This is a genomic window from Niastella sp. sgz303648, assembly GCF_059587045.1.
The window spans coordinates 620,811-639,002 of sequence record NZ_JCAPSW010000002.1 but is presented as its reverse complement, the minus strand read 5'-3'; the positions used below and the strand labels follow the sequence as shown (position 1 = coordinate 639,002).

Here is an 18,192-nt window from a genome sequence, read left to right as displayed (position 1 = left end):
TCGCCTAATGTTTGAGGTTTGCCGAAGGGCAAAAACAAGCTGTGGTAAAACTTAAAAGCTCTACTTCCTGCTTTTCCTCGGATAAATATAACCGAGGCTATCGTATTCGAACTTCTTCAAATATTCAAAATCAATCTCTATTCTAATTCTTTGATCATTTAAAAGAACTGTTCCTTCATGGAGAAGATCTACTAATCCGGCATTTTCTAAAACATAATCGTACAATAAATCGCCCTGCAAGCGTACGGCAAGGGAATCTTTGTGAGCCTCCTTCGCCTCTTCTATCCAAAATGTTTTTACTATTCTTCTGTAGCAAGGTTCAGCGATTATAGCGTATCTAATTAGCTCCTTTACCCGTGATAGTAAAGTGGAATCATCTTTTAAATCAAGTTTCCCATTGGGTATCTCAATTAATGCAATCTTATCATCTGAATTAAATTTTACTGAAGTCACCGGTATGTCCCTTTTAGCACACTCATAAAAGAATAAGGTGGTAATATCCTTTCTTTTCTCATCGTCGAGTTTATCCGAAGTAAGAATCAAAACTATCATTTTATCGAAATGGGATAGGATTTCAAGTCGTTCTTTTACTGTCAGAATATCTGCTATATAACATCCATTAAGTTCTGCATTACCTCTGATGATATCCCCAATGTCAATGCCGAAAATATTTACGGCAATGTGAATACTATGGATAAAATCCATTAAAGCTACTATGTTTTTATATAATTCTTCTGTGGTCCATGTTACGGTTTCCACTGTAGGACTCGTTCCTCGCTTAATATTTCTAAATACAATGGTATCGCCATCATGGTAAATGCCATCCGTTCCCGTGTGAGATATCGCATTCCTTACAATTGGATTGTACCCACTAAAAATTTGGGTTGGCTGTAATCTTGAAAAAGCACACTCGTATTTGTTTCTTTCTCCTAAACCGAGGTTGGCTTCTAAAAACGTTGAATAGGAGCCTTCTTTATATTTTATCAAAGCGACAATCAGTGAAATATAAGGGTCGAATAAATCAGCAACTATATTTCTGTAAATGTTTATTAATTGTATTTGTTCGTCAATCGTATCTTTAAAAGTTGTTAAGCTGCCAATCGTTTCAAATATTCGGTTCCGATTACGATCAGTCTTCTTAATTGATTTATAAAACTCAAAAAACAAATTCTTTATAAATTCTATTTGATTAAGGGCTAAGGATTCATGTAGAAGGTCTAGGATTTGTACAACGTAATTAACACTTTGGGCTGTAATGGACAATAATTTATATTGATCACTTATTTGCATAAAGTGAATTTTCTCCTCCTCCGAGAAGTTATGTCGAATTCTCAATAGCTGAATTATTTCCATCGCATGCAATAATTAGTTTTCAATTTAACAAAAATTCCATATGATAAATCGATTTGAATCCTGTTTATTGAGAAGACACTACGGTTGGCCGAAATCAAACCGATGGCGGAATCTCTTTATTAAGTACTGCCAAAGATCTTCACCAGAGAGATTTTCTGAAATGGCAATATTCTCTATCGCTCTTTGAAAGTCAGCCTCTATAATACTAGTCTGATGGTAACCGCTACCATGGTAATGCTTTTTCTTAATATAGTAAGCCTTCTGTTGGTGAAATTTATTTAAGTAAAGGATTTCAACATAGTGAATGACTGATCTGTGGGAAGGCAGGTTTTGCCAATTCGGATTTTCAACTTTGCAACGATGAATACGCTCATCGATAGCTACAATTTCTTTTTCTGGCATCGAACATAAGTAAGCACATGCATGCGCGCTTTCCCGGTTAAGAACAATCCTATCGGGTCTTTCAAAGTCGTTACGCAATCGGGAATGAGTGACTAACGGAATACGAATTGCTTCATTCCGTCCTATATCGTCAAAACCAAATATATCGACCCTGATGTGCCCTACCTGAATTAGGTGAAAGAGATCAGAATCCTTGTTATCGATTGATAATTCATTGTCTTCACTTATATTGACGTTCATCAACGGCACATAGTCCCTGGAGCCAAGCACCATGACGCGCTTAGAAATGCGCAATGCTATCACCGAAATTATCAGTGAAATTATAGCTACCAGCCAGGCTGAAACGTTCAAAAATATATTCAATTTTTCCATGGTAAAAGTTACCGAGATTGTACGCCTAAGCAATTAATGCCGAGAGACGTATGAGTTTTTCAATGGTGATCGCTATCAGAAGACTGGCGACGGCTTGATTAAAGTCCCAATTTATAGCAATCCCCTATATTTTTGTCAAACCGCATTTGAAACTTGATAATGATCAAGTAATCTTCAACGCAACAAGAGGAAGCCGCATTCAAGCTTCACCCAAAAACCGGAACATTTGTGTGGGTGAAAAACATCTGTTCGGCTACACACTTATCGGTAATTTTTACACGGATATTGGCAAAACAGCACGGATATTAAAAATTTAAATTCCGCAATAGCATTTCCATAATTATGATGACATTTACTTTTTCTATGGAAAAAAATATACATTTTCGTCTATCTTTTACTTCAGTACGTTATCGTACATACCAACCGTATTTTAGAAGCTGCAGTTAAGCTAATTTCCAGCTTCCCTTACGACAGATTGGCAATTTGTGGTATGTAGCGGTTAATAAAAAGTTTATTATGACATTGGAAGAATTTAATTTCTTTTTCAGAATTTCTGGGCAGGTTGAAAAAGAACTTTGGCAAAATGCTATTATTGTTTTTGATACATCTTCAATTTTGGAAATGTATTATTATTCAGAACAGTCAAGACAACAAATAATTAATAAATTATTTCCTGTAATAAAAGATCAGCTTTGGATAACGGATCATACAAATTATGAGTATCTAAAAAATAGGGAATCAGTTATTAGAAAGTCATTTTCAGAAAAATATTCAAAGCTAAAAAAGGAGCAGCTAAAATCAATCGAGGGCTACATTACTTCCATAGGAAATAATCTAAAAGATGTAACACAAAGAACAAAGAATAGAGATATTCACCCTTATATTGATCAAAGACTTTTTGATAGTGTTCTTAAATCAGTCAATGTATTTCAAAAAGAATTTGAAGATTTTCAGATTAATTTTGATGAGGGAAGTAAACCATTTTTATACTTTCTCATACTTGTCTATTTTTTCATAATTATTTATTTTTCAATAGGGATACGGTGGCAAATTCTTTGATGTTTCACTTGTTTTTATGTAATGTTATGTACCTCGATTGTACCTCGAATGGCCAAATTGCAGAGGTACAAAAATGAGTGGTGAGAAAAAAGAAATTTGACAGTTGCTGGCAGTAACAGACAGCATCGGGCAGTTCCAGTCAGCAACAGAGCCAGTGTGGGAATGAAAATGGAGATGATAGATATTTTAGACTGGCTTGCGATACCTTATTTATGTGATGTTCAATCATTCTTACCTTTCTTTTTTCTTTGTTCTGGGTAATGCAGGGAGTTGCACAATTTTCAGGTCGAATCCCATACTCCTTACCTGCCTGTGGAGTTCGATGAGGGAATATTTCGCAATGTTGGACCCGAAATTTTCAATATTGTCTTTCAGTGTACGTGGTCCATCCGCCTTATCTACAAATGCAAGGCAAAATATAATTTGTATGTCTTTGCGGTTTTGGAGTAAGGATTTTATCCCGCCTGCAGGAAATGTTTGCTTCGCCAATATTTTTTTGGCTGGACTACTGCTAAACAGACCTCCTTCGGTTTGGGATTGCAGTTTATCCAAATAGAGGTAACCGGTTTTTTTATCGGCCTGTATAGTTTTTGCGGCAATTGCAATTTGCGAAGCTAGGTCCCTTATTGAATTATCAAACCCTTTTTTTACATGAATGAACCAGGTGTTGTGGTCGTCGCTTTTCAAAATGTCGCAGGCTTCTATATTATCCGGTGTGATGGTATCAAATACATAAGTGCCGGGCTTGCCAATGAACTGTTGATTAAACACAGCCTCATCTTTGTTAAGGTCAAAAGTAACATCCAATAAACTATCCTGCCATGCCTGATGAAGCACATCACGGCAATCTTCATTAATGTCTTTAAGAAAATCAGGGTCGATATGATACCACAAGTCATCGATAAGGAAATAGGTATTGCCCAGGTAAGTAACCTCACCGTGCAAATGTTTCAGCACAGGGTCTGAGGTTAAGAGGGTATCCTCCCCGTCATAGGATTTTATTTCAATATCGAGTACAGAGATTCGAAATGTGGTTGCATCATCCATCACAAGGCGTTCAAGGTTTCTTACTTCCCGTATAATTACATCAAGGGAAAGTTCTTCATCCACGATTTCGATGGTAGTTTCTCTGTCAATGATAATCTTAAAACGTTCTGCAGTCCGGTAATCTTCAAATTTAGGATGGCAAAAATCAAGATCGGAGGTGGTATTGTTACTGCAATCAGTATATAACCGGTTAACCAGTTCGTCTCTTAATTCCTGAATTAATTTTTGGCCGGCCGGAATTTTCTTATTAACCGGTATCACTTTGTTGAGCGTGAAATTGCCTTCTTTATTATTATCGATCAGGTCTACATAGGTTTTAATATTGTCGAGTAAAATTTCTATGTCGACAGATTTGCCGAGCTGGAAGGAGTCTTTCACGGTGCAACCCGACCCTTTTGCTTTGACCTCGTCCGGATTAAAGCCGAAGATTTCTGTGAGTTGTCTTTTTTTTACCTGTACCTGAAATCTGTTTTTCACTTTACCAAACTCGTTTTCGTCGGAAAAACGCTGATCGCCCCTATAGTGTCGCGTTTGCCCCAACACATTTCCTGAAACGCTGCGTTCTTGGCTGGACTTTACAACACGATCATGTTTTTGAAATAACCTGACTAGCAGCTGCATGCCGAAATCGTGCACCAAGAACTGCCTAATAGCAGCTGCTCCGGCACCGCCGCAAACAGCAAAAACATATTCTTTATAATGGATGAACAGGAGAAAGGAATGCGTTTTATTTCTTGCATTTGCCAGAACGGCATCATCTGCAAGAATCCCTTTTAAAAATCCGCGCCACTGTGGGGGTTTAGTTTTTACTTGGTAATAGACTTTAAAAGAGAATTCATCTTTAGGTCGCCGGGCCAGTTTATCAGGCTGAAAGTTGAAGCCGGCCGTTTCTACCTTGTTGATGATTTGTCTGGTGATGTAATTAAAGTCGTCATCAACAAAGAGGGAGGTATCGACTTGGTAAAGCGATACCGGCATTGTGTCTTTTTCGCTACTGGCAGGCATGGTTTGGCTGTTTTATGGGTTATGCGCCTGAAAGGTCGGTGGTTCCTGTTTTTCAGAGATACCGTTTTTTCACGGTACTTCTGATAACGGTACTTCTGATATAAAACAATTAATATAGAAAACACCTACGGGTACCAGAATCGACTCAGGTAAGTGCAAATAATATATGCACTTATGTCAATGGAGTAGAGCTGGCGAGTTCCTAATCGCCTCCCCTTTTTTTATCTCCCTCTATTTCAATTCATTAGCGCATTGGAACTGAGTTATACAATATCCCAGAATAACCTGGAAAGCGCCCTTGTCAGCCATTATTTAATGGTCGACACTGTTTACCAACCGGGGATGGATTAGATTTTTTTTATGTTAATTGCATCCGGAAAATTAACATCATTATGGCTCGTCTAAGACGCGATAACTTTTCTTTAGAAACAACACGGACTCTCGAAGCAAGAGCTGGTACTATGTGCTCGAACCCTGATTGTAGAGTGCACACCACAGGGGCGCATACTGACCCCGCTGGAGTTTTGAGGGTGGGCGTAGCAGCACATATCACAGCCGCTGCGCCAGGAGGACCCCGTTACGATCCTGATATGCAACCGAAGGAACGCTCTTCCATTTCAAACGGTATTTGGCTCTGCCAGACCTGTTCAAGACTAATCGATAGTGACGCCAATCTATATCCGGTGGCTCTTCTTTTAAAGTGGAAAGTAGATGCAGAATCTAGAACCAGAGAATTAGTCCAACAAGGAAGGGAGGCAGTTGCCACAGCTCAGCCAGCGCCCCATATGGATGTTGAGCTAACATGGAGCTACGGAGGTCGTTTCATTCGGGCATATAGCGATAAAAACCCTTTCAAAGAAGTAAATGGGGAAAAGATTATGGTGCTTATGGTGGGTGGTCCGATAATCAGGCACTGGAAATTGGACTGGCACTATGAGTTGCGCCTTTATAATAATTCCAGGAGGGAAATGTTTAATGTGGTTGTCGAAATAGGCGATCCCGGCTTTGATACCATTACAGATCTACCACAATTAAACAATCTGGAACCATTGACAGATTTTAGATTAGATGCTGTAGCCGTCCAGGATTTTGAAGGAACAGCAAAGGAGGCTGATGTTGTACTTCGGCAAGATTATCCAGCTGACCTGGAAGGGATGAGCCTTACCATCCGGTACCGCGACGATCTGCAACAAGCCTACACTCAAAATTATCGCCTGCGTAATGGCAACTTTGAACAGGTGTAGTGGTTGAATACCTGCAAAATCATAGTTTTATGATAGAAAGATATATAGTGGAGGCCTGTATCTTTCCTTTATTTAAAAAGCTTCCATAATATGGAGAACATAGATTATTTAAAACGGAATTTTTTTAATACCGCCGTGGCTGATATTTACCGTACTATCGGGGGCGGCGCATATACGGGTGCATTCATCCTGAATTTTTGTTTGATAGATTCTTTGGGGTTTATAGAGTTTGGCTCATCATCAAGCGGTTTCAATAAAATTATAAAAAAGCGTTATCAGCCATTAAATATATTCTACTCAGGGAAAGAAGAAGAATTATACAGTATTCGAAACGGATTAGTTCATGCTTATGGCCCTTCAAAAGAAATAAGTAAAAAAAGATACGGAGGTTATGAGCTAATGTATGAAAACTGTGCATTCCATTTACAAAAAGTAAATAATAATGTTCTTAAAATTTGTTTATATAGCTTTTTAACAGAAACTGTTTTTGTAGCCCATACAATGTTTGAAGAATTTCGGGTTTCGATGACAGATGCACAGAAAGAAAGAATTAGCCTGCAAATCCGAACCCGGGGCCATAACTATAAACCACCGCACCTATATGCAGACATGCATCCCGCTCTTGCCTGCCTGGATAGTGTGCAAGCAATCACCCTTAATGATATTAAATCAGATTATACAACCAAAGTTTTATATCCTGATATTGGACAAGTCGGTTAGCAAGTAAAAATTATATGTAATACACCTTATAATAATAAAATCTGGGAAAGGTCATGCTTAAACAGTATCAGCGGCGAAATTATAGTTGAATTGATCAAAAAATAACCATCAATTCTATGAGTATCCGTATCTGATTGATTTTCAATTATTTTTGATGCCGTTTTGGGCGGTGTAGAGAATACCAATGATAGCAAATAGTAACTTATCCTTCGAGTACCGGTGGTCTGTATCTTTGCTGTCATGGAAACACGCACTGTTGCTGATGAGTTTTTGGAGACAAAACCAGAACTTTTAAATGCTATCGAATCATTCGAAAGTAGGAGAGGGGTATCGCTGCTTCGCAATCTTCAGGAAGAAAAAAACACAATTAATTTCTTTTCCATGCTGGCAGAAATCCGTACCGGATTGTTCTTTGATGCATTATGCAGTGAGCTACGGTATAATTTCCCGTTGGATGGAATGCGACCCGACTGGTACCTCACGTTAAATGGTCAGCATATACTTTGTGAAGTATTGCGCTTAAATACGCCGGAAGAGGAATGCAAGGCCAGTATCGAGCGCAACCGCGAAATAAGGAGATTCAAATTGAAAACTATGGCGTACCGGTCTTTGCATACGATGGAGCAAAGAGTATTGATACTGCCTTTCTTTGCGGGGCTCAATCCAAACTACAAATGAAAGAGGCCAAATATCGTAATACCATTGAGCGTCATCGGCTCCCTTATATTATTTGTGTTAACCCATCGGTAGAGACTTTTATTAACGAAATTGATCTTAATGATTTCCTGATGGGGCGGTATGGATTCTTTGCTACCGATGAATGTTTCGGTCGCTATGTTACCGGCGTGCTGCTGCAAGGCTATTTTACCGGGCATTGGGTTTATTTTCCAAATGAAAATGCTCAGTTTACGTTGACGGAAGAAAATAAAAGGCTGATGGAGGAGTGGCTTATATGAAGGTATTTACCATTACTGATAGAATCACCGTCTTGCGCGGAGAAAAGAACGCGGAGCCTAAGTATAGGCAAGTGATTTCTGCCCGTATAATTACACAGTTTGGAAAGGGCCCTTATCCGCCGGATATACAGAAAGAGGTTTTTACTTTTTGTCAACAGTATTTTATTGAAGAGTTTGAAAAAGTCTGCGAAAAGGAAACTTCTTATACTTTCTACCGGGAGATATTTACGTTGCATGAGCAGGCCACCGACTTACGGAGATCAGAACATTATCATCAGCTCCCGAATGGAATAGACAAACAATATATCTCTATTTACCGTCGTATATTGAAAATGATTCTTGAAAAAGGTTGTGATATCGATATGCAAAGGGGGGAGAAAAGAGATCCCAGTTTCATCTTTCGCATTCAGCCGGTTCTAAATGTCCTACTGTATTTGGGTCATATGATCTTTGATTTTACAGAGTCCTTTGCTGAGTTTTCTATGGTGGAAGGCATCTCCCAAGTAACTTTTGATGAGCATGATCTGTACAAGCAAGTACGGGAGCCTCACTTGGATCACGTGTTCTATAATATCTCGCAGGATATGGAGAGGGCGCGCGAAGAATATGTTAGCGATCCGACCGGTTCCAAAGATTTCAAGGCTGCTGTTCAGCAAGCCTTTGGGTTTGACTATGATAAAATCGGCCTGTTAATAGCTGCCTTGTATGACAAGTTTAAGTTAGAACCACCTGATTGTTTATCAGCCGATAAACAAAATTTTATCATTGACGCCGCAAACATTTGCGAAGTTTCACGCGAGGTCATCGGGGATTTTTTTTCAGGGCTAATTTTGGATCGGAATAATAAAATGCCGCTAGTCGAATTGGTTCGAAAGCCTTATTTGATGAACCGGTTCTTATATCGTCCATACTTGGAATGGAGAATCAATAGTACCCTGTATCTTATCTGCGGGATTTACAGCATAGATGAAGCCGAAAACAGTCTCATCCTAAATGCAATCCCTTGGGGCAAGATTCCCAATGAGTGGCGTGCGGCTCCAGGCATAAAAGATTATGTGAGTCGCAAACACAAGGACCATGATGATTGGTTGGATGACCACGTTGAAAAAATAGTCACAGGATGTGGGTTGCGATATGATCGTGGTGTTGAAAAAATACACACGAAGGGCAAATCATTTTCGCTCCTCGAAAAATCACTGGGTGAAATTGATTTTCTGATTATCAGCCCAGCTACCAAAAAGCTGCTGGTCACCGAATGTAAACATCTGCTGGGACGCTATGATATGGTCAACTGGAAACAGGATTACGATCATTTCACGGTGGATGGGCCAAAGCTCGGTTACAATACCCGGCTCGCTGCCAAAGTCAAGTGGATCATCAACCATCTACCACAGGTCGAAGAACATTTCAGGATAAAATACAAGGATAGTGCTATTAGTCTCCACAATTACGAAGTGGAAGGGATATTCGTAATTAATACGCCTACCTTTTACATGTACAACGCTCTTTATCGGATTTATACCTACCACCAATTCGAAAATGTAATCACTGGCCAGCATACTGATCCAGTGTATACGCTGGTGCATGAAACGGACGAATCCATTTCGACTTATTGGGTTAAGTATCCTTATTTCGCTAAGCGCGAGGTAATATTTTTTGATCCTGGAGACGATGATGATGGTGAAGTGGATAAGTATGGATTTCCGATTACAAAACCCGGTGGAGATGCATCAATGCCGGAAATCAAAGAATGAAAATCGGTTATTGATCTAATTGATCCCGCAAAAGGGATGTACAGGAGCGGTTATATTTGCACGAATGAAAAAGCGAAGTATCTTGAATAAAAGTGGTACTGGATTGTACCTCGGAGGTTATAAGTATTTAATTTTCAGGATTTAGTAAGTTTTGTATTTGAAGTAATTATATGTAATTTGCTTATAATCAACAAATTAAAAATTCTAAAGATTTCGTTTTTGTTGGTAGTTATGTTTGATAATCAATATGTTATAAAATTGTATCCTATAATTTTACCTCTGTTTCTGGACTTTTGACATTCCCTGCCAGGCTATTTTAATCATTATTGCTTTCTTTTTCGTTTTGCAATTCATTTTATTCCGATTTTATAAGCAAATATGGGGCGTTGAAAAAGCGATTATTCACAGATAGGAGAAAGATGGGAGAAATGGTTTTGAAGGTGCGATCTGTCTTATGGCTGTGGGCGCTAAAGTTGTTTTGAAGTAAGACATAGTAATTGCTCTTTAAATTTCCTATGATAGGCTGCCGGAAGGAGTCACCCTTCCGACAACCGTCCGGTGAGCGAGCAACCATTTAATCCAACAGCATCTATCGAACTACCAACAATTTATACGAAAAGGACCTTTTATCAACGATTAGTTGTAAATGATACATTCCTGCCGGCATTTTATTTAAATCGATCATTTTTTGAATATCGCCCGACCACAATACAGCGGGAACTTCTACCACTTTACTACCAAAACTGTTATAAACTATCAATGAAACCTGTTTGGGTATGCTGGTCGACAGATTGATCACAAAGTTTCCAGTAGATGGATTCGGAGCAATATAGAAACGACTAATACCGGGAATCTCTTCAATACCAGTCGGTACACAGTCAACAAGTATGGTATTCGATTGTACAGTATCTACCTGAACACATGGATTATAAGGGAGCATCTTTGCATAAATTCTGGCGCCTTTTGAGAGATTGTTAATTGTAATCACTGTATCACGAGAACTTAAGAGCGTATCATTTTTAAACCATAAGAGCTTCGCATTTTGCCCGGCATTTGTTACTGATGAAACTTTGAATGTAGAAGGCATCGCACAACCGTTACTCGAAATTTGCAGGGTTGGGATTTGCGACGACAACACCCGTACCATTACTGATTTGGTAGTCGTACACAACCTGTCGTAAGAATAAGCTTTCTCAGTGTATACTAAATTTCCGTCTTGGGAAGGTTGAACTTGTACCACTCCTCCGAAACCCCCATTCAAACCAGGGCCCGACCAAACAATAGAATCTGCGCCTATACCAAGCGGGTCATACAAGTCGACCGTTTGGCCCAGGCAGATCTGAGTGGGATCGGCAACAGGGTAAATGCCGGGCGGATATTTGAAGTTAATTCTTTTTGATGCAGATAACTGGCCACAAACATTGGTTACAGAAACGTAGTATAAACCTGATTGCTTAATAGTGGTGTTGATGGTAGAATCACCAGTGGTCCAGCTGAATTTACAACCTATGCAGGATGCGATCTGCGCGGTTAGTCGAACACTATCGCCAACACAAGCGATATCGGATGCATGATCAGAAACAATAGATAAGCCGGCAGGCTTAGAGGGGCCTGATTCAATGATCAGCTTTTTAAAATATAAATTGTTTTCTTCATCAGACTCATCCACACTATTACTAGGATCAGCAGCCGCAATAAGAAAATAGGTGCCTGCTCCGGTGCCACAAGGAATAGATATAATTTGTTGCAGGATGCCAGTTTGCTGACCTGCCTGCAGGTACTGGTTTATATTGAAAGTACCTATCACTTTATCTATATTGCCTGATTTATTCAACGCACTGTCAGGCGACAGGTAAATCGTTGTTTTATGATAGCCTGCGATTCCTATTCCTATATTCTTTTCCCGGAAACTAAGTGTAAAACTATCGGCACTTCGGGTCGTATTTACAGGAACGGTTATATCTGCAAGTGTTATATCTGCCTTCGGCCCGTTGTTGGTGATAAAGGCTGATCCACTCCCAAACCGATTGATGTAAAATTCACTGATGTAATAAGTGTCCTGGGCAAAGTATTTGAAATTATGCAAGGTGGCTGAAGTATCATTTTGATAAACTGTAACCGCGCCGGAGGGAATATTGGCGGCATGTGCCGAGGTGCCATGGACCTGGTAAAACGTCAATTGTTCATGATTGACAATATCCTGATTGGCGCTTTTGACATCTTCAAAATCTTTTTTAGTGTAGGGGAAGCGAACTTGCAGGCTATCAGTAATATTATAGTCTGATAATGCAAACCAATACTTATTCATCGCATACAAAGACCCACCCGAGCTGTTGAATGTGTTGTTAGACAGGTTGAGAGCTTGCATAGTACCAAAATTGGCATTAGTTACTACACCTATCTTTAATGTACTATCTGCAATGTTTCCAATGTTCCTGTTCAGCTTTTTGATCGATAACAGGTAGGTACAGTCTTTAAAGTAATGCGTCCAGCCCAGAGAATCGGTATATTCTTTATTGGCTATTACTGAATCAGCGGGTTGCTGTACTGTAGCGGTTCCGTCCAGGCTGTGAATGTATTCATAAGCGCCAATGTCTACCGTACTATACCGTATACGGTCATTATCGATGATGTCTTTAGATACATTACTTACCGCATCATTCCGTCCGCGATCGATGCAAGGAGAACAATGGGTAAGGCGAAGGCCGTCATCACCGGTGAGCCATACCCCGTCCTTGCCTGCGGGATTATCAATATCAACAAATGCAGGATTACCGTAAACCGGATTATCACTATTCCAGCCACTCTGTAACTTACAGTTAAAGAAGGGGGTATAGAAACAGCCGCTTAAATCAATACACCTGGTAAAGTAGGCATCAGTCCAGAATGCATTAAATGTACTTCCCACGGTATTTTCGTGAAAGATAGTATTGTAAAATAATGCATCTGTTCCGTCATAATCCTGCTGTATATATACACCACCGCCCTTATAAACGGAGGATGTATTGCGTGTAAAAGTGCAGTTGACGTAATTGACATTTCGCGGATTGTCATTATAAGCGCCGCCTCCCCGGTACATGGCAAAATTGTGATGAAACACCGTATTGGTGATCTGTATATTCCGGTCATCGGTATACAGTCCACCTGCCATGTTATCGGAGAAGTTATCGACGATGGCGGAATTATTTAAAGTGCCCGAAGAGCTGATACTAATGCCACCGCCTGAAAAACCGGCCCTGTTGTTTCTGATAAGCGTCTTTTCAATATTGAATTTCGAAAATGCAGAGATAAATACTCCGCCTCCAGAACTTGCAGTAATATTATTTTGAACGGTACAGTTTTTAACTGTTATATCGCTTGCATTAACATGTATACCAGCTCCCCCAGTTGCATTGATATTGCCATTTGAATAACCTCCCTGAATAGTAAATCCATCCAGTACAACCTTGCCATCTACCTGAATTACATCGACAACATGGATTACATTATCCAGTGAGTCAGTCAGGTTACCGGCATTACCACTTAATATGGTTTGGTGCAGTCGAGGATTTCTATCGTTGTTGGAAGGATTGCCTGTTGCAGGGTATCCTGCCAGTATAATCCGTCCATAACGTATAGCAAAAGAGCTGTCAATCGATTTAATAGATGCATAATACGTTCCCGCTGCCACTTTAACAGTATCGGCACAAATATTATTTAGTGCGTCCTGCAGTCTGGTATAGGCGTTGGGCCATGACGATCCATCATTGGTGCCCATAGCTGCCGCATTAACATATACTGTATTGCTGGTATTGATAACATCCGAAAACTCATAAGCTCCAATATCTATAACAGCCCCATTGAGTCTGGGTTTTCCCCGCAGGTCGGTCGTAACACCTGGAAGATAGAGATTACTGCCCGCATCGATCAGTGGGGAACAGGGCGACAGTCTAAGGCCATCATCTTCTGTAAAAAAGGTATCATCGGGGCCATCTGCATCATAGTAATTTACCAGACGCGGACTGGTTCCTACGATATTATTATTTGTTCCATTCACACCATAGAACTGTGTAACAGAATTGTATACACTGGCCGAAGATGGCCGGGTTGCGCCGGTAACATTATTGATGTCCGAAAAAGTGGTTGCCACAAATTCCCGCACGCCCAGGGCATTGGCCCACAAAATACTGTTCCTGATCACTATAACAGAACTGTCACTATTGACCACCGGAGCTGATCCGCTATTGGCGGTGAAGGTACTGCTCTCCACCTCTACGGTTGAACGTACATTGTTGAGTACACTACCACTAGTGGAATTGTTATAGCTAGCCGCGCAATTGATCAGAGCAACTGTGCGAGAATCAATATTGTAAATAGCGCCGCCGTTACCGGCATTTTGTGCAAACACACATTTTTTAAATAGAGGAGAAGAAGCATTATTATATACTGCACCTCCAACTCTTGCCTGACACAATATAAACTCACATTCTTCAAATAACGGAGAGCAGTTCTTGTTATAAACGGCACCGCCGTTCGGCGTTGTACTCGTTTCAGAAAAACGACATTTATAGAAGCTGGCATTTCCACCATCGTTATACATACTGTTGCCGGATTCCTTAGCAAAGTTTCCGGAAAAAGTGCAATTCCGAAAAGTGACGGGTGGGTTCCCGTTGGTATAAATCGCACCTCCATAATTGTTGGCAAAATTATTCCTGAACTGGCAACTATCAAATACAACACTTGCATCGTTTATATTTCCTACCCCACCATCTCCTTCAATCGTATTGCTCTCTACTACAGAATTCCCTTCAAACATGCAATTTTTGAAAAAGAGACTGGATGAGTTGCCTGTCCAGAAAGCGCCACCACCATCAAATGATCTGTTGTTCGCAAAGCGGCAACCAAAGAAGGATGGCCTTGATTGATTGCTCACCTGCATGCCACCGCCAAAATCGGCTGTGTTATTCTCAAACCGACAATTAATAAAGACCGGATTGCTATTATTGGTAATCCTTGTGGAACTTTTTGAGGTGTACTCCAAAAAAGCATTGGCTTCACTGATTGTAAGGCCATCGATGATACAGGTGCTGTCTACGTGATCTACAAAAAGCACATTGGCCGACTGCCTTGTTCCACCGGGAATTTGGCCGCTGAGTTTAGACGTATTTGAAAATGGATCCCGCTGTGCTTCGGAAGGACTACCTGTATTGGGATAGCCGCCCAATATAATCAGCTTGCTATGTAACCAGAATGCGGACGCAAGATTGTTACTGGATGGATAGTAAGTGCCCGCCGCCACCTTGATGGTGTCTGCACAATAAAGCAAAGCCTGCTGTAAACTGGTAAATGCGTTTGCCCAACTGCTGCCATCATTATTGCCTGTTGCCATTTGATTTACATAAACAACTTTCATAGGAGCAGCAGGAGTGTTTTGCATTTCATAGGCGCCAAGGTCTACTACACCATTATTGAATAATCTTGGCTGATCTATTACATCGGTTGTAATACCGCTGATGGCAGTGTTGTTTCCGGAGTTCAAGGCGGGTGAGCAGGGAACTGTAAGCTGCAATCCGTCGTCACTGGTAAAAAACCTTTTATCGGGCCCTGCTAAATCTGCCGTATCCTTAAAGCGCGGATTTACAGCTGGAAATAGTTGTGATCCCTGAGTGTAATGCTGTGTAATACAATTGGAGATATTGATAGTAGCCCCCAACGCTGTCATCTCCATCGCCTCAAACGTCCCCTTGACTGTATTGGCAAACAAGATAGAGTTATTAATAGAAAGAACTGAACCGCCCATGGCAATGATGGCCCCGTTATCAGAAGTGGTGTTTGGCGCTACAACCGTATTTCGGAAAAAAGTATTGTTTGTGACCGTGATATTGCTTTGAGTAAGGTAAAGCGCCGTTCCTGCAAGGCCTGCTGAATTGTCTGCAAACACGCAATTGATCAGGCGTGTGCCCGAAGCGTTCTGTATGAACACCGTACCGGCTTCCGAACTGTAGTTGTTAACAAAAATGCAGTTGAGGATATCGGGACTGCTGTTTTCAATAATGCCTATTGCTCCTCCATTCCGGCCATTATTGTTCCTAAACAAACAATTCCGAATCATGGGTTTGCTGTTTGATGAAATGAGCATACCACCTCCCATTTCAGGAACATTAAAGTCCGTTATACTGGCATCACCGTTTTCAATTATGAATCCATCGATTATAGTATTTGCGTTGGAACCAGAGATCTTTATGATATGCTTTACTTTTCCGATTCCGGCAGTACTGTATCTTCCGTTAAGAGAGGTGGCAAATGCACTAAAGTTCCTGGCTTTCGTAGAATCCAACGCAGAATAGCCTCCCAACATTATAGTACCACTTTTAATACCGAAATAGGCATCTTCGTAACTACCCGGGATGTAAGATCCTTCTGCTACTTTTATGGTATCACCTGTTTTCGATGAATCAATCGCCTGGCGAAGATTTTTCAACGCGGTAGCCCAATAATATCCATTTTGGACAGTGTTGACGGATGCTTGATTTACATACCAGATTTTGGCAAATAGGCTATTGAAAGACAGTATCAGGGTAAGGAGAAAAAATATTTTTTTCACAAACAGTGGTTAAAAGTTAACATGATAATATACTTATACCGTAAGGCATAATGTCAATGAAATAGGACCTTACAAAGATTGGAACTGTGTAACGGTGTTGGCTTTAAAAGAAAATTGGGATGAAGTGGTTATCACAAGAATACAAGATAGGCTCAATTTTTTTTCAAATATAATCCAAAATACCAGAATATTCTATCTGACCATTCTAAACAGTGGTAAGTGATTCAAACTACAGGCATCATTATTCAGTCATTAATTTTGAATATCAAAAAGCGAATAGGGATTTTCCTCGTTAGAAGCCATCGGCGTTCAATCTAACAGGATAAAAATTGAAAGGACTCTACTTAACAGAACTGAAAGAAGATATCAAATCGCTTTCAAACCTACAGTAGGTTTAAATTCGTTAACAGAAAAATATTTCGATGCGAAGACTGCCATATTGTGAGGGCAGTCACAGGTGTCGTTTGTACATTGGGAACCTCTTATTATTCTAATCAGGCATTCTTTATTGGTAGCGTGCCTGCTTATTTATCGGTAGCATCAGGAACATATAATCGCTTTATGGGGATGTCTTCCCGGTGTTTACGTAAAGCAAGAAACGAAAAATATTGAGATAGGCATGGCCGTGGATTGTACCTCTTGATAGGCAAATATTTGAAAGTCAAAGGAATGTAAATTCTGTATTGGAAATTAACAAAAGAGAAACTGAATTAAAAAAATTGGAAACTGACGACGATGTATATAAGTCGGTATCCGAATATTTTAAAATTACCGGGGGGTATGATTATGAAACAATAGAGGGTATAGTTAAAAATTCAGGTTTTCGGTTTGAAAATAAAATTCCTCCTGGATTCAAAGATGCTCAAGGAAAAAATGAAAAAGAAGGCATTCAGAAGTTTGGAGATTTGATAATTTGGAATCAAATAATTGATTTAGCTAATAAGGAAGATAGACCAATTGTTTTTATTACAAATGACGCGAAAGAAGATTGGTGGGATATTGAGAAAGAAGGAAGAGAAAGATTGAAGCCCAAAGAAGGTTTAATTTTCGAATTCAAATCCAAAACCAAAAAACAATTTTGGTCATATAGATTTAGCCAATTCTTACATAAGGCTAAAGAGTTATTGGGAATAGATATTACAACAAAGGCATTGGAGGAGATTAGAAAAATTTCAAATATCTTAAAAACACAAGCGACTGATAAAGAATATTTTATATACTGGAAAGGTGATAACAATTTGTATTCCTTTTCATTTAATATGGCTAACCAGCAACCTATTCTTTTTTCGATTGATATGTATCGTGCTAAAGAGGAATGTTATAATGCAATTATAAAAGTAAAAATGTATTTGACATTAGACAGTGCTATTGAAAAGCAAAGCCATGCTAATGGGGATTTTTCTTTTAGAGTTTTGGGACCTAAAGGAGCAATCGCCCAAAGTGTTTTGTATTCATCAGCCTTTGAAAGAGATCAAAACATTGAGATTTGTAGAACCCAAAGTCCAGCTTCTTTGATAATGGAATTGTAAATATTTTTCTATAATAATTTATTCTAAATACTCTAAAAAGGGTGATGCGCAAATACAACTTATATAAATTAAGCATCCTGCCTACAAAGGACTTGTGCCTGCATTGCTAAGAGATGGCAAATATTACTAAACATAGTCGCTTCGTATTTCCGGTATCAGTTTCCATAC

General features: G+C 39.7%; 11 protein-coding genes. 7 read left to right on the top strand and 4 right to left on the bottom strand.

All coding sequences use genetic code 11. From position 1 onward, the window contains the following. Positions 1-60: 60 nt before the first annotated feature. Both AC59IL_RS07070 and AC59IL_RS07065 read right to left on the bottom strand, forming a co-directional pair. Positions 61-1,290, bottom strand: a complete 1,230-nt coding sequence (locus AC59IL_RS07070) for a hypothetical protein (protein ID WP_496551401.1) — start codon at positions 1,288-1,290, stop codon at positions 61-63. Positions 1,291-1,431: 141 nt separating this feature from the next. Then, positions 1,432-2,127 carry a hypothetical protein gene (locus tag AC59IL_RS07065; RefSeq protein WP_496551400.1) on the bottom strand — a complete coding sequence of 232 codons (696 nt, stop codon included), beginning with the start codon at positions 2,125-2,127 and terminating at the stop codon, positions 1,432-1,434. 516 nt (positions 2,128-2,643) lie between these two features. Here AC59IL_RS07065 and AC59IL_RS07060 point away from each other — a divergent pair. Then, positions 2,644-3,186: a PIN-like domain-containing protein gene (locus AC59IL_RS07060; RefSeq protein WP_496551399.1), complete on the top strand. Its 543-nt coding sequence runs from the start codon at positions 2,644-2,646 to the stop codon at positions 3,184-3,186. 231 nt (positions 3,187-3,417) lie between these two features. Here AC59IL_RS07060 and AC59IL_RS07055 read toward each other — a convergent pair whose 3' ends face one another. Next, positions 3,418-5,238: a DUF6119 family protein gene (locus tag AC59IL_RS07055; protein ID WP_496551398.1), complete on the bottom strand. Its 1,821-nt coding sequence runs from the start codon at positions 5,236-5,238 to the stop codon at positions 3,418-3,420. Positions 5,239-5,828: 590 nt separating this feature from the next. Between AC59IL_RS07055 and AC59IL_RS07050 the strand changes: the two genes are divergently transcribed. From AC59IL_RS07050 to AC59IL_RS07030, 5 genes are all read left to right on the top strand, one after another. After that, complete coding sequence (locus AC59IL_RS07050) at positions 5,829-6,482, top strand: hypothetical protein (protein ID WP_496551397.1); 654 nt, start codon at positions 5,829-5,831, stop codon at positions 6,480-6,482. 90 nt (positions 6,483-6,572) lie between these two features. Then, the gene (locus AC59IL_RS07045) at positions 6,573-7,202 is read left to right on the top strand and encodes a hypothetical protein (protein WP_496551396.1); all 630 of its coding nucleotides are present in this window, start codon (positions 6,573-6,575) and stop codon (positions 7,200-7,202) included. A gap of 240 nt (positions 7,203-7,442) precedes the next feature. Next, positions 7,443-7,880 carry a hypothetical protein gene (locus AC59IL_RS07040; RefSeq protein WP_496551395.1) on the top strand — a complete coding sequence of 146 codons (438 nt, stop codon included), beginning with the start codon at positions 7,443-7,445 and terminating at the stop codon, positions 7,878-7,880. Beyond that, positions 7,877-8,158, top strand: coding sequence for a hypothetical protein (locus AC59IL_RS07035; protein WP_496551394.1), 282 nt, complete (start codon positions 7,877-7,879; stop codon positions 8,156-8,158). Before AC59IL_RS07040 ends, AC59IL_RS07035 begins: the two co-directional genes overlap by 4 nt. Then, complete coding sequence (locus tag AC59IL_RS07030; RefSeq protein ID WP_496551393.1) at positions 8,155-9,912, top strand: hypothetical protein; 1,758 nt, start codon at positions 8,155-8,157, stop codon at positions 9,910-9,912. Before AC59IL_RS07035 ends, AC59IL_RS07030 begins: the two co-directional genes overlap by 4 nt. A gap of 589 nt (positions 9,913-10,501) precedes the next feature. Here the strand turns inward: AC59IL_RS07030 and AC59IL_RS07025 are convergent. Next, on the bottom strand, positions 10,502-16,495 hold the full coding sequence (locus AC59IL_RS07025) for a right-handed parallel beta-helix repeat-containing protein (protein ID WP_496551392.1): 5,994 nt from the start codon (positions 16,493-16,495) through the stop codon (positions 10,502-10,504). Positions 16,496-17,178: 683 nt separating this feature from the next. On the opposite strand from AC59IL_RS07025, the gene AC59IL_RS07020 reads away from it, so the two are divergent. After that, positions 17,179-18,024, top strand: a complete 846-nt coding sequence (locus tag AC59IL_RS07020; RefSeq protein ID WP_496551391.1) for a PIN-like domain-containing protein — start codon at positions 17,179-17,181, stop codon at positions 18,022-18,024. Positions 18,025-18,192: the final 168 nt, after the last annotated feature.

Bases quoted from the DNA above. Each gene is read 5' to 3' on its own strand.
- AC59IL_RS07030 (WP_496551393.1), top strand. From the start codon at position 8,155: ATGAAGGTATTTACCATTACTGATAGAATCACCGTCTTGCGCGGAGAA.
- AC59IL_RS07035 (WP_496551394.1), top strand. From the start codon at position 7,877: ATGAAAGAGGCCAAATATCGTAATACCATTGAGCGTCATCGGCTCCCT.
- AC59IL_RS07065 (WP_496551400.1), bottom strand. From the start codon at position 2,127: ATGGAAAAATTGAATATATTTTTGAACGTTTCAGCCTGGCTGGTAGCT.
- AC59IL_RS07055 (WP_496551398.1), bottom strand. From the start codon at position 5,238: ATGCCTGCCAGTAGCGAAAAAGACACAATGCCGGTATCGCTTTACCAA.
- AC59IL_RS07040 (WP_496551395.1), top strand. From the start codon at position 7,443: ATGGAAACACGCACTGTTGCTGATGAGTTTTTGGAGACAAAACCAGAA.
- AC59IL_RS07070 (WP_496551401.1), bottom strand. From the start codon at position 1,290: ATGCAAATAAGTGATCAATATAAATTATTGTCCATTACAGCCCAAAGT.
- AC59IL_RS07050 (WP_496551397.1), top strand. From the start codon at position 5,829: ATGCAACCGAAGGAACGCTCTTCCATTTCAAACGGTATTTGGCTCTGC.
- AC59IL_RS07045 (WP_496551396.1), top strand. From the start codon at position 6,573: ATGGAGAACATAGATTATTTAAAACGGAATTTTTTTAATACCGCCGTG.
- AC59IL_RS07060 (WP_496551399.1), top strand. From the start codon at position 2,644: ATGACATTGGAAGAATTTAATTTCTTTTTCAGAATTTCTGGGCAGGTT.